Below are 23,094 nucleotides of genomic sequence, written 5' to 3'. Positions count from 1 at the left end.
GGTCGCTTATCCGGCCGTCCAGAGCAGGGCCCGCGCGTACTGCGCGTACAGCCCCTTCGGGTGCGCCCGGAACAGCGGTTCCGTGCCGAACAGGACCGCGCGGCCGGCTCCGGCGGTGGTTCCGGAGATCACCGAAGCCTGCCCGGCCGCCTGCGCCGGACCGTTGGTGCCTGCGGCGTTCGGCTGCCAGTGGCCCGCCACCAGCGGGTCGGCCCCGTACCGCTGCTCGACCGTGAACCCGGTGCCGGTGAACCAGATCGGCGAGTAGACGAACGAGTGCGGCAGCGAGCCGGCGCCGACGACCGGGCCGGTGTTCACGACGTTCACCACGCCGTTCGCGTCACCCCGGCCGGCGACCGCGGTGGCCGGCAGGACCCGGGCGGCCGCGTTGAAGGCCGCACCGGTGGCACCGCGGGTGACCACGCCACCGCCCCGGGCCAGGAACGCGTCGACCTCGGCCTTGGCGGTCGCGGTGAGGCCGCCGTAGGACAGGCCGGACGAGACGATCAGAGTGTCCACGTCGGCGAGGCCGGCGCCGGCGTTCAGCACGGCGGTCGACACCGGCCGCACCGCGAAACCCATCTCCTTGAGGGCGAACAGCTCGTCGGCGGAGACCGCGGCGGCCAGCACGGGCTGGTCGACGACCGTGCCCTTGACGTGTTTCGGTGCCGCGGTGAACCGTACGCCCAGGCTCTTGGCAAGTGCGGTGGCCTCGGGCCGCGCCTCGGCCGGGACCAGGATCGTGTCCGCGTCCGCGCTGCGCAGCTTGATGCCCTTGGCGAACAGTTCGTTGACCGCCCGCACGTCGTTGCCGTCCCGCAGCGTCAGCGCGAGCGCACTGCCCTTGCGCGCGTCGACCGCGCCGGTGAGCGACGCCTCCCGGACCGGTGCGGTGAACACCTTCGGGTACGCCGTGCGGCTGGCGTCGACGGTGGCCCCCCAGAGCAGGCCGTTGCTCCAGCCGGAGATGTCGTACATCTGCGGCACCAGGTCGGAGATGTCCCGGCCGGCCTCGAGGAGCACGTTCGCCAGGCCGCGCTTCGGCTGGTGCATGTCGACGACGTAGGTCCCGGCGGCGTACCGGCGGCCGTTGACGGCGAAGTCGTGCAGCGCCTTCTTGACCCGCACGTCGTTGTCGATCAGGTGGTTCACCAGGCGCGTCGCGGCGGGCGTGCCGGCCGGGATCAGGTAGGCGCGCGGGAACGTGGTGGAGTAGCGGTCCTCCGGGCCGAAACCGTCCACGAAGCCGTCCGGGATGGTCGGCGACGGCTCACCGGCCCAGCCGCGCCGGAACTGCTCGATCTGGTCGGCGAGCAGGTCCGACTTGTTGGTGTCGGCGTAGGTCAGCGCGGCCTCGATGGTCGCCTCGGCGACGTCCGTGTTGATCCCGGCGCGGCGGCGCAGTTCCTCGACCGGCAGGTTGTTGTAGTCGGCGTTGTTCACCCGCAGCGGGATCTCCACGGTGTGACCGACCGCGCCCTGGTAGATCGCGTACATCGGGGTGAAGATCGGCGGCCAGTCGTCCCAGTCGCCGGGCGCGTAGTCGCGGAACGGGATGTCGGCGCGGGTGGTCTCGGCGTGCCCGAGCTTCTGGATCGCCGCCTCCATGCCGAGCGCGTTCGGCAGGGCGTGCTTGATGTAGAGGTCGTACTCGTAGTTCTGCCCGTGCGGCGGCGTCCCCGGCTCGATGAGCGTGGTCCCGGTGTAGCCGTGCTCGTCGAGCATCAGGAACGGCTGCGTCCCGATCACCACGTCACGCACCGCCCGCGACTCCGGCTGCGAGTTGGTCGCGAAGTCCCGGTTGATGTCGAAGCCGGCGCCGTTGGCCCGGGTGCCGGCGATCCGGCCGTCCGGGTTGTTCGTCACGGTCACGTAGACCCGGCTGCGCTTGAGGAAGTCGACGGTCGCCCGGTCGGTGGCGGTGGCGAGGCGCTCGATGACGCGCAGCGCGCCGTCGGTGCCCTCCCACTCGTTGCCGTGGATGTTCGCGTTGATCCAGACCGGCGTCTTGTAGCCGGCCTTCAGCGACCGGTCCCGCTTCGCCGCCCACGGGTTGTCCTCGATCAGGTTCCGCCAGTGCTCCTGCCGGGCCGCCTGGGCCGCCGACTCGGGCGCGGTGAGCGTGACCAGATAGAGGTCGCGGCCACCGGCCGACTTCCCGATCACCTCGGCGGAGACCCGGTCGGAGGTCTTCTGCAGGGCGTTCAGGCGCGGCGCGATCGCGTGGTACGGAATGAGGCCCAGCTTGATCGACCGGTCGTCCGGGTTCTCGGGGTAGACCGCGAGCTGCGTCTGCCGGGGGTAGCCGCGCTTCTTCGGCAGCCATTTCGCGGCCTGGCCGGTGTCATCGGTGAGCGTCCTCGACAGCGCGCTCGCCGTCGCCCCGGATTCCCCGGCGGCGATCTCGTTGCGTTCCGGGCCGTTGCCGAAGTCCCTGCTCGAGGGAGACGTCGGCGCGGCCTGGCCTCCGGGCGCGGCACCGGCTCCCGGCGCGGCCCCGGCCGGATCGGCGAGCAGGGCCGCCGTCAGCAGTGCGGTGCCGAATCCGGCCAGCGTTCGTGACAAGTCCACAAAGCACCTCCGTTGGGATCCCCCGACCCTCCCCGGACCCGCGACGTACGCGCAATGATCTATATGGACTTTTCGCCATACCGTTCGGGTCATCTACTTCATGATCATGTCGAGTCCGCGTTCGAAAATCTCGTCATCGGTCCACGGCTCCGCCAGATGACCCGACCCGCTGAGCGTCGGATGCTCCGCGGTGACATGCCGGCGCGCCTCGGCCCGCTCCCGGCTGCCGGCGGCCCGCCAGGTCGCCTCGGTCAGTGCGGCGCCGATCACGTAGTTCGCGATCAGCCGGGTGGTCACCGTCAGCTCCTGCCCGGCCAGCCCGCCACGGGTCAGTGCGGCCTGCAGGAACTCGGTGCGGGCCAGGACGTTCGGCCCCAGCATCGGGCGCCCGACGAGCGCGGGCGCCCAGCGATGCGCGAGCATGGCGCGGCGCCAGCCTCCCACGAGGGTACGGACGTCAGCGCGCCAGTCCGCCGTCGGCGCGGGGATCGGCACCTCGCCGAAGATCCGGTCCACGGCCAGGTCGAGGACGTCCTCCTTGGTCGTGACATGCCAGTAGAGCGCTGTCGACGTCACGCCGAGCTCCGCCGCGAGGCGCCGCATGGTGAGGCCCTCGGCCCCCGCCGCCCCTTCGCCGGCTGCCGCGGCGTCCAGCAGCGTGACGGCGGCCGCGACGATCCGCTCCCGGGTGAGCTGCGGCGATCGGCGCGGGCGGTCGGGTTCGGGACGGAGCCAGACGGATGTCATACGCTTAGGTTAACGTTGGTAAGTCAGCTTTACGGCGTTCAAGGAACGGTGTGTCGTGCCCCTGATGCGAGTGCAACTGGAGAGTGACCGCACCACCGCCCGCAAAGTGCTGAAGCTCCACCTCGCCGGCCGGGCCCACATCGAGTCCCGCGAGGCCGCCCGCGACCGGGTCCGGCAGCGGGGCCGCACCCCGGCGGCCGATCCCGTCTTCGTCGGCGTGACGAACGGCGTCCCGCCGCGCCTGCTCTACGACGTGGAGGTCCACCTGGAGTCCGAGTGATGCCGGACGGCTGATCGGACCGGCGTCGCTGGGCCGTTCGGCCTGCTCCGGGCTGTTTTAGAATCGTCCCGGCCCGGCCTCGCCGGTAACCCTGCTCGCCGGACCCGCCCAGCCACCCGGAGTCATTCATGAACATCACCCGAGGACTGGCCGGTCTCACCGCCCTCGCCGCGATCGCACTCACCGGCTGCACCGACGAGCCCGCCTTCGTCGACAACACCGCGGGCGCCGAGGCGGCCGCGGCGGTGGCCCGGGAACTCGCCGCGACCGTGCCCGGTGCGGCGGTGGGCGCCTACCGGTACTCGTCCGGCGGCGCCTGCCCGGCGATCACCGGCGTGCTGGACGCGCCCGACGGGGCGATCAGCAGCACGGTCACCGAGCGGATCACCGAGAACGGCGGCACGATGACGCTGACGTACCTGGCGATCGGCGACGACAAGCCGTACGTCAAGGTGGCCTTCACCCCGCCCTCCCTCGCCGCGCTGAAGGCGCTGCCGAAGACGTGGATCGCGGTCGACCCGAAGAAGGTCGAGGACTTCGCCGGCAGCCCGCTGCGGTACGGCGGCGAGACGGACCCGCTGGGCACCACCGCCCTGATCGGCGCGGCCACCGGCGTCACCAGGGCCGGCGCGGGCCGCTACACCGGCACCGCCGACCTCACCAAGGTCGCCGGTGCCGTTCCGGTGCTGGACCCCGCGCAGATCACCGCGCTGGGCGACCTGGCGAAGGCGGTGCCTTTCGAGGCGACCGTGGACGCCGCGTCCGGGCACCTGACCACGCTCACCGTGAAGATGCCCCGCTCCGGCGAGGTCTCGAACGGCACGTGCACGCTCACCTACGACGGGTACGGCGACACGAAGAAGCTGGCCGAGCCGGCGGCCGGCAAGCGCGCGAAGGCCACCACCGCGGTCTACGCCCTGCTCAACGATTGAGCGACGGCTGCCGGCGCAGCACGGACGGCGTCGTCCTCGGCGGCCGTCGCGTCCTGCCGGGCCGCCTCCTCGCGCAGGATCGCGGCATTGAGCCAGCTGTCCGGGACGGCGAAGGCGTCGACGAGCGTACGCATCTGCGGCCGCAACTCGCGGAGCAGATCGTTCACCACCCCGGTGACCGCTTTGGACCGTGCCGGCGTGAGCCGCCCGTGCTCCAGGAACCAGCCCTTGTCGGCCTCGATGACGCTCAGCGCGTACAGGTCGCACAGCCGTGAGAGCAGCGCCTTCGCGGCCGGGTCGGCGGCCCGCTCGATGCCCGCGACGAACGCCTCCAGGGTGATCCGCTCGATGTGCGCGGTCGCCGTGCGCAGCACGTGGTCCTGCACGTCGTTGAAGATGTCGAACGGCCGGTCCTTCTTGCCCGACGCACCGGCCCGCAGCCGGCGGATCGCGCCTTCGAGCAGGTGCTTCTCCCGGTCCTCGAACATCTTCAGGTGCCAGCCGCGGTCGGTCACCGCGACCTCCTCGTCCCGGCCCGGCACCGCGCCGACCAGGCGCTGGATCAACGACCGGGCGGCGGTGCGCTCGAGGACCATCTCGCGGACCTGCTCGGCGACGAAGGTGGCCCGGCCCCAGCCGTCCAGCGAACCGAACGCGTCCCGGTACCCGGTGAGCAGCCCCTTCGCGACCAGCTGCAGGAGCACCGTGTTGTCGCCCTCGAACGTGGTGAACACGTCCGTGTCGGCCTTCAGTCCGGGCAGCCGGTTCTCGGCGAGATAGCCGGCGCCACCGCACGCCTCCCGGCACATCTGGATGGTCCGGGTGGCATGCCACGTCTGCATGGCTTTGAGGCCGGCGGCCCGGGACTCGAGTTCGCGCTGCCGGTGCTCGTCGACCGGCCCGGCACCGGACTGCACGTCGGCCAGGGTGACGACCAGTTCCTCCTGGGCGAACGTGTACGCGTACGTCGCCGCCAGCGCCGGCAACAACTTGCGCTGATGGGCCAGGTAGTCGTTGAGCAGCACCTCGCGCTCGTCGCCGGGCCGGGTGAACTGGCGGCGGGCGTCGCCGTACCGGACCGCGATCGTGAGCGCGCTCTTGGTCGCCGCCAGGGCCGAGCCGCCGACCGTGACCCGGCCGCGGACCAGGGTGCCGAGCATGGTGAAGAAGCGCCGGGTGTCGTTCTCGATCGAGCTGGAGTACGTGCCGTCCGGCGCGACCTGGCCGTACCGGTCGAGCAGCATGTCCCGCGGGACCGTCACGTGGTCGAACGAGATGCGCCCGTTGTCGACACCGAGCAGACCGGCCTTGGCACCGGCGTCACCGATGGTCACGCCGGGCATCGGGTTGCCGTGCTCGTCACGGATCGGCACCAGCCACGCGTGCACGCCGTACCGCTTCCCGCCCGTGACCAGCTGCGCGAACACGACAGCCATCCGGCCGTCCTTCGCGGCGTTGCCGATGTAATCCTTGCGGGCCGCCTCGTGCGGGGTGTGCAGGTCGAACGTGCCGGTGGCCGGATCGTACTCGCAGGTCGTCCGCAACTGCTGCACGTCGGACCCGTGACCGGTCTCGGTCATCGCGAAGCACCCTGGCAGATCCACCGTCATGATGTCCCGCAGGTACTTGTCGTGGTGCTTCGCGGTGCCGAGCGCGACAACCGCCCCGCCGAACAGGCCCCAGTGCACGCCGGCCTTGACCATGAGCGAGAGGTCCACCTGGGCCAGCATCTCGGCGGCCACGACGGAACCGCCCGGGTCACCGGACCCGCCGTACGCGGCCGGGAACGCGTCGACCACGCCCACGTCGATCGGGATCTTCCGGATCAGGCCGCTGATCCGCGACCGCGCCTCATCGCCCGTCTCACCGTGCACCGTGACGAAGTCCGGCCCCAGCCCGTCCCGCACCGCCTTGCGCACATGCGCCCATCGCCCGTCGAGCACCTCCTGAAGGCGCGCCGCGTCGACCGAGTTCTGCTGACCACTCATGACCGAATATTACCCGCGAGTAACCTCCGCCAAGCCCAGACCGGCAAATGTCACACCCCCGACGCCACCTACCGCCGCGCGCCCACACGCCGCCCCTTGCCCCGGCACCCCCACGCCGCGCCCTTTGCCGTGCAGCCGCTCGACCCTGCCCCCTTGCCTGCAGCCGCCGCTCGGCCCTTCGCCCTACGGCCGCCCGCCCTGCGCTCGCTCACTTGCCCTGCGCCCTCTGGCCCCGCGCTTGCCCCCTTGCCCTGCGGCCGCCGCTCGCCCTCGCGCTCGCCCCCTCGCCTGCGCCCGCACGCTCCGTGCTCGCCCTCTTGCCCCCGCGCTCGGCCCCTTGCCCTGCGCCCTTTCGCCCTGCGCTCGCCCCCTTGCCGTGCGCCCGCTCGGCCTTGCCGTGCGCCCGCTCGGCTTTGCCCTCCGCCCGCTCCCGCCGCGGGCGCCGCACCCCGATCCCGTCCAACCGATACCGCCCGCGCACCAACCCCGCGCCCCCGGTTCCGACCCAGTGGCACCGAAACGCCGCCCGGAGCGAGAAGATGATCTGCTAGCGCTACGAAATCGCTGTGATCAAGGGGTCAAAACCGCGATTTCGTAGCGCTAGCAGATCAACTCCGCCGCTCGGACGCCACGCAGACGCCACGGACGCCGCACGGACGCCGCTCGGACGCCACGCAGACGCCACGGACGCCGCACTGACGCCTACTGACGCCACGCAGACGCCACGGACGCCGCACTGACGCCGCTGACGCCACGCGGACGCCGCGCAGACGCCGCGCAGCTCACTGCGGCCCATAGGGATCTCCCGCTGGTCACCCCGTAGCCGCCCGCACCGAAATACCGCGCCGAGAATCCACGGCGACGGCGTCACCTCGGTGGCCGGGAACCACACGACCGTCCACATCGATCGCCACCGCGACGACAACCGCCACCGCCGCCACCGCGACGACAACCGCCACCGCCGCCGCGCCGACGACCGGGAGTGAGGCCAGGCCAAGACGCCTGGCCTGACCCGCACCGGTCAGTCGTCGTAGCCGGGGACGGTGAGCGGATGCCGCTCGTCGTCGCGGGCGGCCAGGCCCGCCATCGACCGGACGTACTGCTGCCGGGTGATCTCGCCGTCGAGAAGTTGTACGCAGAGCACACCTTCGAGGCTCTGTGGGGCGAACAGCGCCTCCGGGATGTTCAGCGGATCCCCCTCGGCCTTGGCATCCGCGCGGACCCCGCGCACCGCGAGCACACAGGCGCCGGCCAGGACGAGGATGAGCAGGGACAGGATCAGCATTGCCACCGCCTTCATCGGTCACCGCGGGGTTCCGCACCCCGCATGACAGAGAGAACGGATCACAGCGCGTGATGGTTCGACGGAATCAGCCGAGACCGACGGCGGCCACCATGAGCGGCAGCAGGAGCAGGATGAGGAGGCCGCCGAGGACGTCGAAGGAGACGCCGGACCGGATCATCGTGGTGATCGGTACGACGCCGGAGCCGTAGACGATCGCGTTCTGCGGGGTGGAGACCGGCAGCATGAAGCCGAAGGACGCGGCGAACGTCGCGGCCAGGGCGGGGACCAGCGGGTTGATCCCGGCGGCCACCGCGATCGGGATGATGATCGGTACGACGACGGCCGCGGACGCCGTGTTGCTGGTGGTCTCCGAGACCACGATGGCGAGCAGGACGGCGAAGGCGGTGATGGCGACCGTGCCGGACAGGCCGAGGGCGTCGGCGCTGGTGGTGCCGATGGTCTCGGCGAGGCCGGTGTCGGCCAGCAGGGAGCCGAAGATGATGCCGGTGCCGAAGAGCAGGATCGTGCCCCAGTCGATGCGGGCGGCGTCGCTCCAGTTCAGCGTGAACTCGCGGTCGCGCCAGACGGTGGGCAGCAGGAAGAGCAGGGAGGCGCCGAGGACCGCGACGATGCCCTCGTTGAGGCGGCCGCTGACGGTGTCGTAGACGGTGGAGTCGGTGCCCCAGAAGACCGCGACGACGCCGGGTGTGATCCAGAGGGTCACCGTGACGACGAAGGCGATCAGGGTGTTGCGCTCAGCCCGGGAGAACTTGCCGAGTTTGGCGCGCTCCGCGGCGACGTACTCCTCGACGCCTTCGATCTTGCGGATCTCGGGTTTGTTGAGCAGCAGCAGGACGATCGCCAGGATGACGAACATGCCGAGGCAGATCGGGGCGGCCACGGCCATCCACTCGGCGAACGAGATCTTCTCCCCGGTCGCCTCCTCGATGAGTCCGCGTCCGATCAGGTTGGGCGGCGACCCGACCGGGGTGAGCAGGCCGCCGACGCTGGCCCCGTACGCCAGCATCAGCATCAGCGCGGCACCCACCCGCAGCCGCGTCGGGTCGAAGTTGGCGGCTGCCAGGCCGCGGTCCTGCATCATCTTGGCGATCACCGACAGGATGCCGAGGGCGGTGGGCAGCAGCATCGCGACTGTCGCGGTGTTCGAGACGAACGCCGAGAGCAGGCAGGTGATCGCCCCGAAGGCGATGATCACGCGCGGGGTGGAGCGGCCGACGCCGGGCAGGGACAGCACCCGGAAGGCGAAGCGGCGGGCCAGGCCGTGTTTGAGCATCGCCTGGGCGAGGATGAACGCGCCGATGAAGGTGAACACCGTCGATGAGCCGAACGGCGCGAGCACGTCCGACGCGGGCGCCACCCCGAACATCACGATGAGGGCGACACCGATCAGGCCGCCGATCGGGATCGGCACCGCCTCGGTGATCCAGAGCACGATCACCGCGAGCAGCACGGCGGCCAGTACCTGCTGGCTGGGGCGAATGCCGAGCGGCAGGGCCAGGAAGATCAGGAGTACGGCCGGAGCGAGGAAGAGGCCGATCGTCCGGCGCCCTTTCTCGAACCGTTCCTCGGCCGGTGAGAGCCGCTGCTCGCCGAGGCTGCGGTAGGTCCCGCCGCCGAGCAGGCGTTGGTCGACGTCGGTACGCGCACCTTCAGTGGTGGACATGTCGCCTCCCGGTGATGCGGATCACTGATTTACATGGCTCGATAGTAGGCCCAAGACCACGAACAGGTGCACGCTATGTCCAGAGTTTACTGTTTCTGGATATTGTTCCACTGTGACCGGTAAACGTGCTAAATACCCTGCGCCGCATATGACGCGTTAACCCGGAGGGGCCTGAACCCTTCACAGACGCTCGTCGATGCAGGGAGACCGATGACGTACGACTACGACGGCTTCAGCCGCCTCGCCGGCGACGCCGATCCGGTGCCGGGGGCGGACTACCGGGTCCGGTTGCGGCCACTCTCCCGGCGGCGGCCGATCCGTTCGGTGCTGATCGCCGGCTTCGCCTTCGCCTTCGAGTCGACGTTCTTCGGCTGGCTGATCGCCTCGATGGACCTGCCCGAGCGGCAACGAGCGATCACCGCCGTGATGATCGCCGCGACCGCGCTGATCGAGTTGTTCCGGCTGGTCAACGTGGTGACGCTGTGCCTGGCCACGCTGCGGGCGCGGGACCCGGTGCCGGTGCCGCCGGACGCGGACCTGCGCGTCGCGTTCCTGACCACCATCGTGCCGGGCAAGGAGCCGATGGAGATGGTGGAGCGCACGCTGCGGGCGGCGCGGGCGATCCGGCACCCGGGACGGTACGACGTCTGGCTGCTGGACGAGGGCAACGACCCGGCCGTCAAGGCGATGTGCCGCGAGGTCGGCGCGCGGCACTTCAGCCGCAAGGGCGTGGCCCGCTGGAACACCGAGGCCGGCGGTTTCAAGGCGAAGACCAAGCACGGCAACTACAACTCGTGGATCGACCAGCACGGCAGCCGGTACGACGTGTTCGTCTCGGTCGACCCGGACCACGTCCCGCTGCCGAACTTCTGCGAACGGCTGCTCGGCTACTTCCGCGACCCGGACGTGGCGTTCGTGATCGGCCCGCAGATCTACGGCAACTACGACAACGTGATCACCCGCTGGGCCGAGTCGCAGCAGTACCTGTTCCACTCACTGCTCCAGCGCGCCGGCAACCGGCTGGGCATCCCGATGCTGGTCGGCACGAACAACGCGGTACGCATCTCCGCCCTGCGCTCGATCGGCGGCCTGCAGGACTCGATCACCGAGGACATGGCGACCAGTCTGGTCGCGCACAGCACCCGCAACCCGGCCACCGGGAGCCGCTGGAAGTCCGTCTACACCCCGGACGTGCTGGCCGTCGGCGAGGGACCGTCGTCCTGGACCGACTACTTCAGCCAGCAGCACCGCTGGTCGCGCGGCACCGACGAGGTGTGCGTGGCCCAGTTCGCCTCGATGATCCGGCGGCTCGGGGTGCGGCGGTCGCTGCACTACGCGCTGCTGATGGCGTACTACCCGCTCACCGCCGTGTCCTGGCTGCTCGGCGCGGCCACCGCGACCCTGCACATCGTCCTCGGCGTGCGCGGGGTGCAGGTGCCGCAGGAGGTGTGGCTGATGCTCTATGTGGACGCCGCGCTGTTCCAGGTGGGTCTCTACGTCTGGAACCGGCGGCACAACGTCAGCCCGCACGAGGAGGCCGGCTCGTCCGGACTCACCGGCATGCTGCTCTCCACGCTGTGCGCGCCGATCTACGTCTCCTCGTTCCTGCAGGCGGTGCTGCGCCGCCGGGCCGGTTTCGTGGTGACCCCCAAGGGCGACTCGGCCAGCCCGGACCGCCTGCTCACCTTCCGTACCCATCTGCGCTGGGCCGCCTTCTACGCCGCGCTGCTGCTCGTCGCCGTGTTCACCGGCCACGCGCACGGCTTCATGTGGCTCTGGCCCTCGCTCAACCTGGCGCTCTGCCTGACCCCGGCGGCGATCTGGGCGGCACAGAGCCGTGCCCGGCGACGCCCGCCGGTGCAAGAGGAATCGCAGCCGGTCGCTGCGAAGGAACCCGTGGAGACATACGCATGACCCCCCGAACCCGGCCCACACCCGCCCGGCGGTTGCTGACCGCCCTGATCACGATCCTGGCCATGGCGGCCGTGGTCGTGGTGAACCGCCCGATGGTGGTGTTCGCCACCGACCGCTATCACGAGTTCGCCATCAACCGGCCCTCCTACAAACAGACCTTCGGCCACTGGTCGATGCTGCCGGTCCCGGCCGGTTTCAAGGTCAACGCGATCCACGCGGCGCTGCTGAAGACCGGCAAGGTGCTGATCATCGCGGGCTCCGGCAACAACCGGGAGAAGTTCGAGGCCGGCACGTTCCGGACCATCGTCTGGGACCCGCGCACCGACCGCTTCACCGACGTGCCGACGCCGACCGACGTGTTCTGCGCCGGGCACACCTTCCTGCCCGACGGCAAGCTGCTGGTCGCCGGCGGCACCAAGTCGTACGAGGTGCTCGCGGCCGACATCAAGCACGCCGCCGGCGTCATGAAGATCAAGAACGAGTCACCGGACTCCGGGGCGCGGACCTTCCCCGAGGGCACCCGCCTGCGGGCCGCGAACGGCCGGGTCTACGTGACCCGGGCCGACGTCCGCGTGCCGGCGGCGACCAAGATGTCGCACGGCGCCCAGACCATGGTGCACGCCGGCGAGGCCGAGGTCTGGGTGGACGCGGCCGAGCCCGGTGACGCCCCCGTGGTCACGCAGCCCGCGCAGTACACGATTCAGGGCTTGAGCGGCGACGACACCCGCAACCTCTACGGCATCGCCGAGAAGATCACCCGCGAGAAGCAGGAGTACGGCGGGGACAAGACGACCTACGAGTTCGATCCGGACACCGAGCGTTACGTCCGTACCGGTGACCTGACCGAGCACCGCTGGTACCCGACCCTCGCCACGCTGGCCGGCGGCGACGTGCTGGCCGTCTCCGGCCTGGACGAGTTCGGCCGGATCCTGCCCGGCACCAACGAGCGCTACCAGGTCAAGGAGAAGAAGTGGGTGCCCACGCCGGGGCTGCGCCGGGCCTTCCCCACCTACCCGGCACTCTTCCTCGCCGGTGACGAGCGGCTGTTCTTCTCCGGGTCCAACGGCGGGTACGGCTCGGCGACCGAGGGACGCACCCCCGGCCTCTGGGACGTCCGGAAGAACAAGTTCCAGCCGGTGCACGGCCTGCGCGACGCCACGATGACCGAGACCAGCGCGTCCGTGCTGCTGCCGCCGGCACAGGACCAGCGGGTGATGATCCTCGGCGGCGGGGCGGTCGGCGACTCACCGGTCTCCACGGCCCGGACCGCGATCGCCGACCTGGACGACCCGCGGCCGGTCTACCGGGACGGACCGGACCTGCCGCACCCGACCCGCTACCTGAACACCGTGGTGCTGCCGGACGACACCGTGTTCACCAGCGGCGGCTCGTCCGGATACCGCGGCGGGCCGTACCGGGGGCGGCAGCGCAGCGACCTGCTCACCGCACAGATCTACGACCCGCGGGCGGACGCGTTCCGCAAGGCGGCGGCGCCGGTGGTGGGCCGCAACTACCACTCCGAGGCGCTGCTGCTGCCGGACGGGCGGGTCGTCACGATGGGCAGCGACCCGATCTACGACAAGTCCGGCAAGAACCCCGGCACGTTCGAGCAGCGGATCGAGATCTACAGCCCGCCGTACCTGTTCAACGGTGACCGGCCGGTCGCGCCGACCGGCCCCAGCCTGATCAAGCGCGGCGACCGGGCGTCGTTCGCGACACCTGACGCGGCCCGGATCCGCGCCGCCCGGCTGGTCCGGCCGAGCGCCGTCACCCACGGCACCGACGTGGACCAGCGGTCGATCGCGCTGGGCGTGAAGCGGGCACCCGGTGGGCTGACGGTGTCGGTGCCGGCGAAGCGCGGCCTGGTGCCGGCGGGCTGGTACATGCTGTTCCTGATCGACAACAAGGGCACGCCGTCACCGGCCCGCTGGGTCCGGATCAGATAGCTAATTGGTGGCCAGCTCGAGGGCGTACTCCGGCCACCACTGACCGGCCGGGGGAGCTCCCGCACGGCACGCGCCGTCGGACTCCCCCGGCCGTTTCACCCAGAGGTACGCGTCGACGAGCGGCTGCCCGGTCCGGGTGGTCGGCGCGGGCCCGAGGGCACGACCCGGCGGGTTGCACCAGTGGCCCTCGGCGTCCCGGGCGTCCACCGCCGCCGGCCCGTTGCCGTTGCGGCTGGTGTCGATCACGAACCGGGCGCCGCCGAGCCGTTCCGAGATCTGCGTGCCGTAGCCGATGTTCGCCTCGGTCGTCTCGAAGTTCGCCACGTTCAGGCTGAACCCGTCGGCCTGCCGCACCCCGGCCTTGACCAGCGCGTCGGCGACCCGGTCGACGTCACGCACCCAGCTCGGGTTGCCACCGTCCAGATAGACCCGCACACCGCCGCCCGCCTTGAACGCGGCGATCGCCTCATTGAGCAGGGCGAACCGTTCCTCGGCGGCGGGACCGGAGACACACCCGTCGAGGACGTGCGTGACCGCGTCCGGCTCCAGCACCACGATGGCCCGCGAGTCACGGACCGCCGCGGCGAGCCCGCCGATCCAGGTGCGGTAGGCGGCGGCGTCCGGCGCGCCCCCACCGGAGTAGCGGCCGCAGTCGCGTTGCGGCACGTAGTAGGGCACCAGGACCGCGGTGCGCCCGGCCGCCCCGGCAGCGGTGACCAGGGCACGGGCCCGCTCCGCATAGCCCGGGTCGTTGTCGGCGAACCAGACCGCGACCGGTGACTCAGCGATCCGGCGCATCGCCGCGGCGTCGGCCGTGCGCCCGGCGGCGGTCCAGGTGGCGACCTGCCCCACCGCCGGCGCGTCGGGCTCCACGTAGAACTCGCCGGCGGCCGCGGCGGACCCGGCGACCGTGCCGGACCCGGCGATGCCGGTCGGTTCCGGCACCGGGTCGGCGGACGTGCACCCGCCGAGGACGACCAGAGCGGCGAGACCACAGAGAGCAGGCAGAGTTCTCATCCGGACAAACGGTACCTTCCCCGTAAATGATCACTGCACCGAGCGCGCCACCCGCATCGCCTCTTCGAGTGTCCGAAGTCCCTCCAGCCGGTAGGTCGCCCCGCGAGCCGAGGACCAGATCAAAGACGGTCCGGCAAGCCGTGTCGTCTCGCTGCGCCGCACCCCGTCACGACCGATATAGGTCAGCGGGTGCGGCTGCGGCAGCCAGACCGCCAACGGCACCGCCGAGCCCAGGTTCACCCACTCGGCGTCCGGTGCGGCCTTCAGGAAGCCGCCGTCCAGCTCCCCGTCGAACTGGTCGAACCGCACCTCGCCACCCCGGTAGAGCATGGTGACCACGCGCGGCGACCCGTCCGGTGCGGGATCCGCCAGGACCACCTCCGCCGGCTCCCCCAGCTCCTCCGGGACCGCCAGCGGGAACCCCGCCACCCGCCGCGCCTCCGCCAGGGTTGTGGCACGGGCCCCCGGCAGCGGGCTCGGCGAGGTGGGTACGACACCGGGGTACGGCTCCGCCCGTACCGTGATGCCGGCGATCCGCAGCAGGTCGCCGACCACCTCGACCACCACCGCGCGGGCCGGCGCGACAAAAGTGACCGTGGCGATCAGCGCGGCCACCGCGGCCAGGACCAGGGCGCGCACGCGGCGCGGTGGCCGCACCGGCCGGGCCAGGCGCGCCCGGACCGCTTCCCGCTGATCGGCGGCGGGCGGTACGCGCAACGCCCGCCCCATCTCGCGCAGCTCCCGGATCAGCTCGTCGTCGTCACGCACCGGGCGCCTCCCGCATCGGCATCCGGTCCCGCAGCCGGGTCAGCGCCCGCGCGGTCCGCGACTTCACCGTCCCGCGCGGCAACCCCAGCGTCGTCGCCGTCTCCGCCTCGGACAGCTCCAGCAGGTACCGGCAGACCAGCACCTCCCGGTCCCGGCTGTCCAGCGCGCGCAACTGCGCCACCAGGAACCTCCGCCGCTCGGACGCCGCCGCCGTGTCCGCCGGGTCCGGTTCCAGCGGCAGCGGGTCCGCCCGCACCGCCGCCCGCGCCAGCAGACCGGTCCGCCGCCGCCGGGACCGGATCAGGTTGCGGGCCTCGTTCGCCACGATCGCCAGCAGCCAGGCCCGGAAGCTGTCCCCCCGGTACTGCGCGAGTCGCCGGTACGCCTTCACGAACGCCTCCTGCACCACGTCGTCGGCGTCGGCGCCCGCACCGAGCAGCGCCGCCGCCCGGTGCGCGGGCGCGGTGAAGTGGGCGACCAGGAGCTCGTACGCGTCCAGATCGCCGCCGCGGGCCCTCGCCACAGCGTCCGCCTCGTCGAAATCGATGGCCGCCCCCTTCACCACACCCATCAGACACCGCCCGCCGGGAACCGGTTCCCCACCGGCGGTGTCATCTGGACATGACGACCCGGCGCACCCTCCTTCTCCTCGCGGGCTCCGGCCTCGCTTTGGCCGCGACCGGCTGCGACGAACCCGCGTCCGCCGCCCTGACCGACGTCCTGCTCGCCGACACCGCGACCGGCCTGGTGCGCATCGACGGCGGCGGCGCCCGGCCGATCGGCCGATCGGCCGCGCTGAGCCACGACGGCCGGCACCTCTACGTCTCCCGCGACGACGGCCTCGACCAGGTCGACCCGGCGACCGGGGCAGCCCTGCGCGGCTTCGGCCACGGGGGCGGATGGCTGCCCCGGGCGATCTCCGCCGACGGCCGGCTGTGCGCGCTCGCCCCGACCGGGCCGGTCCCGGTGCCGCCGGCCCGCGCCTGGTCGCCGATCCTGGTCAGCGGCCCGGACGGCCCGCGCAAGCTGCGCCTGCCCGGCGTCGTCGAGCCGGACGCGTTCACCGCGGACGGCTCCGGCCTGTTCGTCCTGGAATGGCTGCCCGCCACCGCACCCGACCACTACCGGGTCAGGCTGCTCGACCTGGCGACCGGCCGGCTGGACCCGCTGAACACCCGGGACAAGACGCCGGTGCCGGCCGGCGCCGAGGAGGAGATGCGCGGCGAGGGCCGGCAGGCGGTGCTCTCCGCGGACCGGACGATGCTGTTCACCCTCTACACCCACCAGCCGGGGCACGCACACACCCGGGACCTGGTCTCCGGCCGGCCCGGCAACGCGCACGCGTTCGTACACGTGCTGCACCTGGTGGACCGCTGGGCGTACTGCCTGGACCTGCCGCACCCGTTCGGCGAGAGCCCGGCGCAGGCGCACGCGATCGCCGCGGACACCCGGCACATCGCGGTGGCGGATCTCGGTTCCGGCAAGCTCGCCTACGCCGGCGCGGCCTCCCTCACCGTCGAACGGGTCCTGGACGTGCCCCTCTCCGGTGCCACCGACGCGGCGCTGATCCTGACACCGGCACAGACCCTGATCGGCGGCGCCGGCACGGTCACCGTCCTGGACCGGGAGACCGGCGGCGTCGTCCGCGACTGGCCGGTCCCGGCACCGCTGCGCGGGCTCGGCCTCAGCCGGGACGGACGCCGGCTCCACACCGGCGGCGCCGGCGAGGTGGTCTGGTTCGACAGCGGCACGGGTACGCGTCTCGGCCGCGTCCCCGCACCCGACCTGACCGCCCTGCGCCTGGTCGCCTGAGACCCTCGGCGGACGCTCAGCGGCAACGCGTCAGCGCGAACCGGCCCGGAAGACGTCCAGCAGGAACCATTCGTCCTCGTGCCGGACGACGTGGTCGAGGCCGGGACGGGCCGCGACGGCCTCGTGCACGTTGAAGCCGTCCCAATTGCTGTTCTCGCGGTCCCGGAAGTGCAGGCAGACCAGGTCACCGCCGGGTTCCAGGCGCTGCTGGACCCCGGCCAGGAACGCCTCGAGGTCGGCGGCGGAGAGGTAGTAGAGCAGGTCCCCGATGACCACCAGGTCGAACGTGCCGGTCGGCATCTCGGCCGGGACCATGGCCCGCTGGACCGTGACGTTCGGCAGGCCGGCGGTGTTCACCGCGGCCTGCGCGACGGCCTCCTCGACGCTGTCGGTGGCCAGGATCGCGTCGCAGCGGGGCGCCAGCATCCGGGTGAACAGGCCGATCGAGGCGCCCGGCTCGTAGCAGCTGCGGTACCGCTCGCGGGGCAGGCTGGCCAGGGTGACCGCGTACTTGCGCTGGTTGTGCCACTTGGTGGCCACGTCCCACGGGTCGTCCTTCGCCATGTAGAGCCCGGTGAAGTAGTCCAGCGAGACCGTGGTCTCCGGTGCTGCGGCGTCGCCTTCTGCTCGTGTCACGCCGGAATTGTGCCGAACTCGCCGGCGACGCCGTCAACCAGGGTCAGCGCGCGGTCACGGTCAGCGTCCCGACGCCCGCCTCGGCACGCAGGTCGACGCCGCCGGCGCCGCTGCCCGTGGTCAGCCGGGCACCCGCCGGCACGCCTCGGTCCCGGTCGCCGAAGAGCGTGACGCTGCCCGCGCCGCGGCGGAACTCGGCCCGCACCGGCACCTTGCCGCCGGTGCTCACCCGCCAGCTGTTGACACCGCCGCCCATCAGCACCGGTACGGCGTCCTCCTGCTCGGGCAGGGCCAGGCTCAGCCGGGCCGTGCCGCCGAGCAGGTCGACCCGCTCCACCCGGCCGCGGGTCAGGTCGAAGGCCGCCACCCGGGCGCCGCCGACCATCCGCAGCGTCCAGGTGACGTCCTCGCTGAGCAGCACGTCCACCCGCGCGGAGCCTTCCGGCCCGGTGGGCTCGACGAACATCCTCACGGTGTCGCCGTCGAGCTGGGTCCGGGGCCGCACGCCGCTGCCGTCCGGGCTGGTGACCCGGAACGAGCCGCTCGGCACCGGCCCGATCGACAGGTTCACCTCGGTGGTGCCGTCGACGAGTTCGAAGGTGGCGGCGTCCGGCACGGCGGGGGGCGTGGCACTCGGCTCGGGTGCGCCGATCGACACCGGCGGGTTGCTGGGCGCGAGGGCGGCCGGCTGTTCGAAGGACGGCAGCCGGGTCTCCGTACTGCCGCCGGTCCGCAGCATGGCCCAGCCGGCGAGGCCGCCGAGCACGAGCAGGGCGGCCAGGACCACCGCCGGGCGACGCCCGGACCGGCGCGGCCGGGGGTTGAGGCGCAGGTCCAGGGTGGGCCGGCTGCTGCCGGGGTACGCGTCGGCGGCCAGTCCCGGACCGGTCCTGGTCGGCTCGGTGCCGGGCAGCTCGTAGGTGTCGGCGGGCGGTCCGAGCCGGTGCGGGGCGTCGGGCCAGTACTCCGAGATGTCGGGCAGGTCGGCGGGCTGGGCTGGTACGGCAGGACTGTCCACGCGAGGTCTCCTCGGTCGGCGCGCGGGTGGCTCCGGCCGGAGATACGGGGATCGGCCCCGATCAGTTCGACTGGGAGCGTTCCCAGTCGAATTCACCCCATCGAAGCTCTTGCTTTCGCCCTTCGGATACCTGTAGATCATTATCGAACAATTAAGTGGGGTAGCGAATTGATGCCGGAAGACGAGAGCCGAAACAGGCTCCGGGTGGGCGGATGGGTTCCGCCCTATTCGACGTCCGCAACGCCGGGAAAACCGGGCGGCCGGACCGCGCTTCCGCGCATACCGGAACGGCGTGCCCTCCCCCCGGGCCGCCGTTCCTCCCCCACTGCCGTGCCGCGCCGCGGCCTGATCCTGGCCGCCACCCTGGCACTCGGCTGCGTGCTCACCACGGTGGTGGCGCTGACCACCGCCGGCGGGCCGGAGCCCACGCCGGTCGCCGCGCCACCGTCCCTGCCGCGGGCGGACCTGCCGGCGTTCCCGCTGGTACCGGAGGAGACCGTCTCGGTGCGGCCGAAGCCCAGCCCGAGCGCCAGCCGGATCCCGGTGCGGCGGGCCGCCGCACAGAGCACCAGCAGGCCCCCGGCCACATCGGCACCACCGTCGCCGCCGGCGTCGGCACCGACGCCCGTCCCGCCGGCCCCACCGCCCCCGGCGGTGGCCCCACCGCCCCCGGCGGCCGCGCTGACCGCCGGGACGGCCGTGGGGCTGGCACCGGCCGGGCGGCCGGGGTTCCGGGTGCGGCACCGCGACTTCGCCGGCCGGGTCGATCCGGTCTCGGCGGACAGCGGTGCGACAGACCGGGCCGACGCGCGGTTCGCCGTGCGCGCCGGCCGGGCCGATCCGGGCTGCGTCTCCCTCGAATCAGTCAACTTTCCGGGATATTATCTGCGCCATCGACATTTCCAAATACACCTCGATCGCGCCGACCGGACGAAACTGTTCGACGAGGACAGCACTTTCTGCCCCGAGCCGATTTCCGGCGGTTCCCTCACGCTCCGGGCGCACAATTATCCGGGCCACCGGGTGACGGCCGAGAACGACCGTCTGGTGCTTCGTGAGTCCGGCGCCACGGCGTTCCGCCCCGAGCCGCCGCTGTGAGCGAGCGGACCGCGCGGTGCCCACCGACGGGCAGCCGCACGGTCCGTACCCCTCTCACAGGTTCTGGATCACCCGCACGCCGCGCGGGTCGAGGATGCCGTGCCCGCCCGGCAGGTCGACGGGCTCGTCGGTGCGGTTGATCAGGAAGTGGTGCTCGCCGCGGATCGCGAGTTCCACCCGTCCGCGCAGGTCGGCCGGCAGCTCACTTGTCACTCCGGCAGGCTCGAGCAGCGACGGCAGGATCGCGGTGAGGCCGTCGGCGCCGAGCCGGGTGGAGACGTACGCGGCCGAGCCCGCACCCACCGGCCGCCGGGTGATCGCCGCGCGGGTCGCCTGTTCGCCGGTCTTGTAGCGGGCCAGCACCTCCACGTCGGCCGCCACCACGTCGACCCGGTCCGTCCAGAGGGTCCCGGTGACGCCGTTGTCCAGCTCGGCCGTCTCGTCGTCGAGCAGCGGCGCGAACTCCTCGATCCGGATGCCGAGCAGGTCACGCAGCGGACCGGGGTAACCGCCGAGCCAGATGTGGTCGTTCTCGTCGACCACACCGGAGAAGTACGTGGTGATCAGGTGCCCGCCACCGCCGGTGAAGGCCTCGAGCCGGGCCGCCAGCGAGGCCGGGACCACGTGCAGCACCGGCGCGACGAGCACCAGGTAACCCGTCAGGTCGCCGCCGGCCGGCACCACGTCGGCGCGGATGCCGTTGTTGAGCAGCGCGGTGTACCAGTCCAGGGCTTCCCGGCGGTAGCGCAGCCGGTCGGTGGGGTGCGAGTCCTGCTCCGCCACCCACCACGACTCCCAGTCGAAGACGATGCCGACCTGGGCCCGGGTGCGCGGCGCACCGGCCACCGGCGCCAGCTCCCGCAACCGCTCGCCGAGGGCGGCGACGGAGCGGAAGAGCTCGCTGTCGGTGCCCGCGTGCGGCAGCATCGCCGAGTGGTACTTCTCCGCGCCCGCCTTCGACTGCCGCCACTGGAAGAAGCAGACCGCGTCGGCACCGTGCGCGACGTGCGTGAGCGAGTCCCGGGCCAGCTCGCCGGGCCGTTTCGCCACGTTTATCGGCTGCCAGTTGACCGCGCTGGTGGAGTGCTCCATCAGGAACCACGGTGCGCCGCCGGCGATGTTGCCGACCAGGTTCGCCGAGAACGACAGCTCGTCGCGCGCCTGCGGGCCGGGCAGCACGTAGTGGTCGTTGGAGACGAAGTCGACCTCGGCCGCCCAGTCGGCGTAGTTCATCGGCTTCATCTCGCCCATCACCATGAAGTTCGTGGTGACCGGGACGTCCGGAGTGATCTCGGCGAGCACCGCCCGCTCGGCGCGCAAGTGCTCCTTGAGCGCGTCCGAGGAGAACCGCTTGAAGTCCAGTTGCTGGGTGGGGTTCGGGTGCGAGGCGGCGAGCCGGGGCGGCAGGATCTCGTCGAACGCGCCGTAGCGCTGCGACCAGAACGCGGTGCCCCAGGCGTCGTTGAGCGCGTCGATCGTGCCGTACCGGTCCGTCAGCCAGCCGCGGAAGGCGCGCGCCGCGTCGTCCGAGTAGTCGTAGACGTTGTGGCAGCCCAACTCGTTGTTCACGTGCCAGGCGACCAGGGCCGGATGCTCGGCGTACCGGCCGGCGATCGCCCGGACCAGCCGCAGCGCGTGCTCCCGGAACACCGGTGAGGTGGGCCGCCAGTGCTGGCGGGCACCCGGCCACAGGGTCTCGCCCTGCAGGTTGACCGGCAGGATCTCCGGGTGCTTCGTGGTCAGCCACGGCGGCGGGGAGGCGGTCGCGGTGGCCAGGTCGACGGCGATGCCGTTGGCGTGGAGCAGGTCCATCGCGTCGTCCAGCCAGGCGAAGTCGTACTCCCCCTCGCGCGGCTGAATCCGCGCCCAGGAGAAGATCGCGAGGGAGACGATGGTGACGCCTGCCTCGCGCATCGCCCGGACGTCGTCGTCCCAGACCTCGCGCGGCCACTGCTCGGGGTTGTAGTCGGCGCCGAACTCCAGGCGCGCCTCCCCGGCGCGGCGCAGCCAGCGCCGGGGAGAGTGGTGATTGTGCGTCATTTAACCGTGAAACCCTGTTCCTGGCCGTACTTGACCGATGCGTCCTGCCAGGACTTCAGCCCGTCCTGGAGGGTTCCCTGCCCGAGGTACGCCTTACCGGCGGTGTCGTTGAAGACACTGTTGGCGTAGACCTGGAACGGCAGGTACGACCAGCCGGGGACGACCTGCCCGGCGGACGCGGCGAGAACCTCGTTGACCTTCTGACCACCGAAGTACGGGAACTCCTTGTTCAGGAACTCGGGGTCGTTCAGCTGCTTGGTGCTGGCCGGGAAGGCACCGTTGTCGACCCGGGTCTGCGCGCCCTCCTCGATCGTGGCGTACTTGAGGAACGCGTACGCCAGGGTCTTGTTCGTGGCCTTCTCCGGGATCGCGATCGAGCTGCCGCCGTTCTCGGAGGTGGCCTTGCCGCCGCTGTCCCACTGCGGCATCGGCGCGACCCGCCACTTGCCGTTGCCGGCCTTCACGCCGGACTCCAGGTTCGCGGGCATCCAGGCGCCGAGCACGAGGGAGGCGATGGTGCCGTCGGCGAGGCCCTGGTACCAGCCGTCGGTCCAGCTGGGCACCGGGTTGAGCAGCTTGCCGTCGATCATCTGCTGCCACTGCGCGGTGAACTTCTGGGTGCCGGCGTCGCCGAAGTTCACACCGACGTCCGTGCCGTCCACGGTGTACGGCTTGCCGCCCGCCTGCCAGATCAGGCTGGTGGTGAAGCCGGCGTCGCCGACGTCGTTGGTGATGTACGCCTTCGGGTCCGCCTTGTGCAGCTTCTCGGCGGCCGCCGCGTACTCCGCCCAGGTCGCCGGCACGCCGAGCTGGTGCCTGTCGAAGACCTCTTTGTTGTAGAAGAGCGCCATCGGGCCGGAGTCCATCGGCAGGCCGTGGATCGCCTCGCCGGACCGGACCGCGCCCCAGGTGCCGGGCGTGAACGAGCCGTCCAGCGACGCCGCGCCGAACGTGTTCAGGTCGGTGACCGTCTTGGCGAGGGCGAACTGCGGCAGCGCGTAGAACTCGATCTGCGCCACGTCCGGCACGCCGGAGCCGGCCTGGATGGCGTTCTGCAGCGCGATGTACGCGTCGTTGCCCTGACCCGAGTTGACCAGGTTGACCTTGACCTTCGGGTACTTGGTCTGGAAGTCGGCGACGACCTTGGTGAGGGTCGGCTCCCAGGCCCACACGGTGATATTGCCACCGGCCTCGAGCGCGGCCTGCACGTCCGCGTCGGAGACGGTGGTGGCGGCGGCCTGCTCGGTGCCGGGCTCGTCGGAACCGCCGCCACAACCGGCGGCCAGCAGGGTTATCGACAGGGCGGCGCCGAGGAGCGCACGCCGACGGGTGATCATCATGGCGGTTCCCTTCGGGGG

At 71.8% G+C, this 23,094-nt stretch carries 18 protein-coding genes; 6 read left to right on the top strand and 12 right to left on the bottom strand.

Going from position 1 to position 23,094, the window contains the following annotated elements:
- Nucleotides 1–6: 6 nt before the first annotated feature.
- Entirely contained in the window at nucleotides 7–2,571 is a 2,565-nt protein-coding gene (locus tag LPA41_RS16125; protein WP_229071193.1) for a M14 family zinc carboxypeptidase, read from the bottom strand.
- A 93-nt stretch (nucleotides 2,572–2,664) separates the two neighbouring features.
- Nucleotides 2,665–3,318, bottom strand: coding sequence for a TetR/AcrR family transcriptional regulator C-terminal domain-containing protein (locus LPA41_RS16120; RefSeq protein ID WP_229071192.1), 654 nt, complete (start codon nucleotides 3,316–3,318; stop codon nucleotides 2,665–2,667).
- A gap of 64 nt (nucleotides 3,319–3,382) precedes the next feature.
- Between LPA41_RS16120 and LPA41_RS16115 the strand changes: the two genes are divergently transcribed.
- Together LPA41_RS16115 and LPA41_RS16110 are read left to right on the top strand one after the other, a co-directional pair.
- Nucleotides 3,383–3,598 (top strand): hypothetical protein, encoded by a 216-nt coding sequence (locus LPA41_RS16115; protein WP_229071191.1) that lies wholly within the window; start codon nucleotides 3,383–3,385, stop codon nucleotides 3,596–3,598.
- Between the two features lie 128 nt (nucleotides 3,599–3,726).
- Nucleotides 3,727–4,530 (top strand): hypothetical protein, encoded by an 804-nt coding sequence (locus tag LPA41_RS16110; protein WP_229071190.1) that lies wholly within the window; start codon nucleotides 3,727–3,729, stop codon nucleotides 4,528–4,530.
- Here LPA41_RS16110 and LPA41_RS16105 read toward each other — a convergent pair.
- The 3 genes from LPA41_RS16105 to LPA41_RS16095 form a co-directional block, all read right to left on the bottom strand.
- Nucleotides 4,509–6,518 (bottom strand): acyl-CoA dehydrogenase, encoded by a 2,010-nt coding sequence (locus LPA41_RS16105; RefSeq protein WP_229071189.1) that lies wholly within the window; start codon nucleotides 6,516–6,518, stop codon nucleotides 4,509–4,511. The genes LPA41_RS16110 and LPA41_RS16105 overlap by 22 nt on opposite strands.
- 1,021 nt (nucleotides 6,519–7,539) lie before the next feature.
- Nucleotides 7,540–7,803, bottom strand: coding sequence for a hypothetical protein (locus tag LPA41_RS16100; RefSeq protein ID WP_229071188.1), 264 nt, complete (start codon nucleotides 7,801–7,803; stop codon nucleotides 7,540–7,542).
- An 85-nt stretch (nucleotides 7,804–7,888) separates the two neighbouring features.
- Nucleotides 7,889–9,487: a DASS family sodium-coupled anion symporter gene (locus tag LPA41_RS16095; protein ID WP_229071187.1), complete on the bottom strand. Its 1,599-nt coding sequence runs from the start codon at nucleotides 9,485–9,487 to the stop codon at nucleotides 7,889–7,891.
- Between the two features lie 210 nt (nucleotides 9,488–9,697).
- On the opposite strand from LPA41_RS16095, the gene LPA41_RS16090 reads away from it, so the two are divergent.
- Nucleotides 9,698–11,401, top strand: a complete 1,704-nt coding sequence (locus tag LPA41_RS16090; RefSeq protein ID WP_229071186.1) for a glycosyltransferase family 2 protein — start codon at nucleotides 9,698–9,700, stop codon at nucleotides 11,399–11,401.
- Complete coding sequence (locus LPA41_RS16085) at nucleotides 11,398–13,347, top strand: galactose oxidase early set domain-containing protein (RefSeq protein ID WP_229071185.1); 1,950 nt, start codon at nucleotides 11,398–11,400, stop codon at nucleotides 13,345–13,347. Before LPA41_RS16090 ends, LPA41_RS16085 begins: the two co-directional genes overlap by 4 nt.
- Here LPA41_RS16085 and LPA41_RS16080 read toward each other — a convergent pair whose 3' ends face one another.
- From LPA41_RS16080 to LPA41_RS16070, 3 genes are read right to left on the bottom strand one after another with little or no spacing between them, the layout of a single operon-like run.
- Nucleotides 13,348–14,364 (bottom strand): glycoside hydrolase family 6 protein, encoded by a 1,017-nt coding sequence (locus tag LPA41_RS16080; protein ID WP_229071184.1) that lies wholly within the window; start codon nucleotides 14,362–14,364, stop codon nucleotides 13,348–13,350.
- A gap of 30 nt (nucleotides 14,365–14,394) precedes the next feature.
- Nucleotides 14,395–15,132, bottom strand: a complete 738-nt coding sequence (locus tag LPA41_RS16075; protein ID WP_229071183.1) for a hypothetical protein — start codon at nucleotides 15,130–15,132, stop codon at nucleotides 14,395–14,397.
- Nucleotides 15,125–15,703, bottom strand: coding sequence for an RNA polymerase sigma factor (locus tag LPA41_RS16070; RefSeq protein WP_229071182.1), 579 nt, complete (start codon nucleotides 15,701–15,703; stop codon nucleotides 15,125–15,127). Before LPA41_RS16070 ends, LPA41_RS16075 begins: the two co-directional genes overlap by 8 nt.
- Before the next feature lie 50 nt (nucleotides 15,704–15,753).
- Between LPA41_RS16070 and LPA41_RS16065 the strand changes: the two genes are divergently transcribed.
- Nucleotides 15,754–16,944, top strand: a complete 1,191-nt coding sequence (locus LPA41_RS16065) for a hypothetical protein (RefSeq protein ID WP_229071181.1) — start codon at nucleotides 15,754–15,756, stop codon at nucleotides 16,942–16,944.
- Nucleotides 16,945–16,974: 30 nt separating this feature from the next.
- Here the strand turns inward: LPA41_RS16065 and LPA41_RS16060 are convergent, their stop codons facing one another.
- A complete protein-coding gene (locus LPA41_RS16060) occupies nucleotides 16,975–17,580 on the bottom strand; it encodes an SAM-dependent methyltransferase (protein ID WP_229071180.1) in 606 nt (201 codons plus the stop codon).
- A gap of 43 nt (nucleotides 17,581–17,623) precedes the next feature.
- A complete protein-coding gene (locus tag LPA41_RS16055) occupies nucleotides 17,624–18,598 on the bottom strand; it encodes a hypothetical protein (protein WP_229071179.1) in 975 nt (324 codons plus the stop codon).
- A 330-nt stretch (nucleotides 18,599–18,928) separates the two neighbouring features.
- On the opposite strand from LPA41_RS16055, the gene LPA41_RS16050 reads away from it, so the two are divergent.
- Nucleotides 18,929–19,696 (top strand): AbfB domain-containing protein, encoded by a 768-nt coding sequence (locus LPA41_RS16050; protein WP_229071178.1) that lies wholly within the window; start codon nucleotides 18,929–18,931, stop codon nucleotides 19,694–19,696.
- A gap of 54 nt (nucleotides 19,697–19,750) precedes the next feature.
- Here the strand turns inward: LPA41_RS16050 and LPA41_RS16045 are convergent, their stop codons facing one another.
- On the bottom strand, nucleotides 19,751–21,736 hold the full coding sequence (locus LPA41_RS16045; protein WP_229071177.1) for a beta-galactosidase: 1,986 nt from the start codon (nucleotides 21,734–21,736) through the stop codon (nucleotides 19,751–19,753).
- Nucleotides 21,733–23,076, bottom strand: coding sequence for an ABC transporter substrate-binding protein (locus LPA41_RS16040; RefSeq protein ID WP_229071176.1), 1,344 nt, complete (start codon nucleotides 23,074–23,076; stop codon nucleotides 21,733–21,735). The genes LPA41_RS16045 and LPA41_RS16040 overlap by 4 nt, the downstream gene beginning before the upstream one ends.
- Nucleotides 23,077–23,094: the final 18 nt, after the last annotated feature.

Source organism: Actinoplanes sp. DH11, assembly GCF_020873875.1.
Classification (GTDB): domain Bacteria; phylum Actinomycetota; class Actinomycetes; order Mycobacteriales; family Micromonosporaceae; genus Actinoplanes.
This window is presented reverse-complemented; position numbering and strand designations above follow the sequence as displayed.

Bases quoted from the DNA above. Each gene is read 5' to 3' on its own strand.
- LPA41_RS16120 (WP_229071192.1), bottom strand. From the start codon at position 3,318: ATGACATCCGTCTGGCTCCGTCCCGAACCCGACCGCCCGCGCCGATCG.
- LPA41_RS16115 (WP_229071191.1), top strand. From the start codon at position 3,383: ATGCGAGTGCAACTGGAGAGTGACCGCACCACCGCCCGCAAAGTGCTG.
- LPA41_RS16110 (WP_229071190.1), top strand. From the start codon at position 3,727: ATGAACATCACCCGAGGACTGGCCGGTCTCACCGCCCTCGCCGCGATC.
- LPA41_RS16105 (WP_229071189.1), bottom strand. From the start codon at position 6,518: ATGAGTGGTCAGCAGAACTCGGTCGACGCGGCGCGCCTTCAGGAGGTG.
- LPA41_RS16100 (WP_229071188.1), bottom strand. From the start codon at position 7,803: ATGCTGATCCTGTCCCTGCTCATCCTCGTCCTGGCCGGCGCCTGTGTG.
- LPA41_RS16095 (WP_229071187.1), bottom strand. From the start codon at position 9,487: ATGTCCACCACTGAAGGTGCGCGTACCGACGTCGACCAACGCCTGCTC.
- LPA41_RS16090 (WP_229071186.1), top strand. From the start codon at position 9,698: ATGACGTACGACTACGACGGCTTCAGCCGCCTCGCCGGCGACGCCGAT.
- LPA41_RS16085 (WP_229071185.1), top strand. From the start codon at position 11,398: ATGACCCCCCGAACCCGGCCCACACCCGCCCGGCGGTTGCTGACCGCC.
- LPA41_RS16080 (WP_229071184.1), bottom strand. From the start codon at position 14,364: ATGAGAACTCTGCCTGCTCTCTGTGGTCTCGCCGCTCTGGTCGTCCTC.
- LPA41_RS16070 (WP_229071182.1), bottom strand. From the start codon at position 15,703: ATGGGTGTGGTGAAGGGGGCGGCCATCGATTTCGACGAGGCGGACGCT.
- LPA41_RS16065 (WP_229071181.1), top strand. From the start codon at position 15,754: ATGACGACCCGGCGCACCCTCCTTCTCCTCGCGGGCTCCGGCCTCGCT.
- LPA41_RS16045 (WP_229071177.1), bottom strand. From the start codon at position 21,736: ATGACGCACAATCACCACTCTCCCCGGCGCTGGCTGCGCCGCGCCGGG.
- LPA41_RS16040 (WP_229071176.1), bottom strand. From the start codon at position 23,076: ATGATGATCACCCGTCGGCGTGCGCTCCTCGGCGCCGCCCTGTCGATA.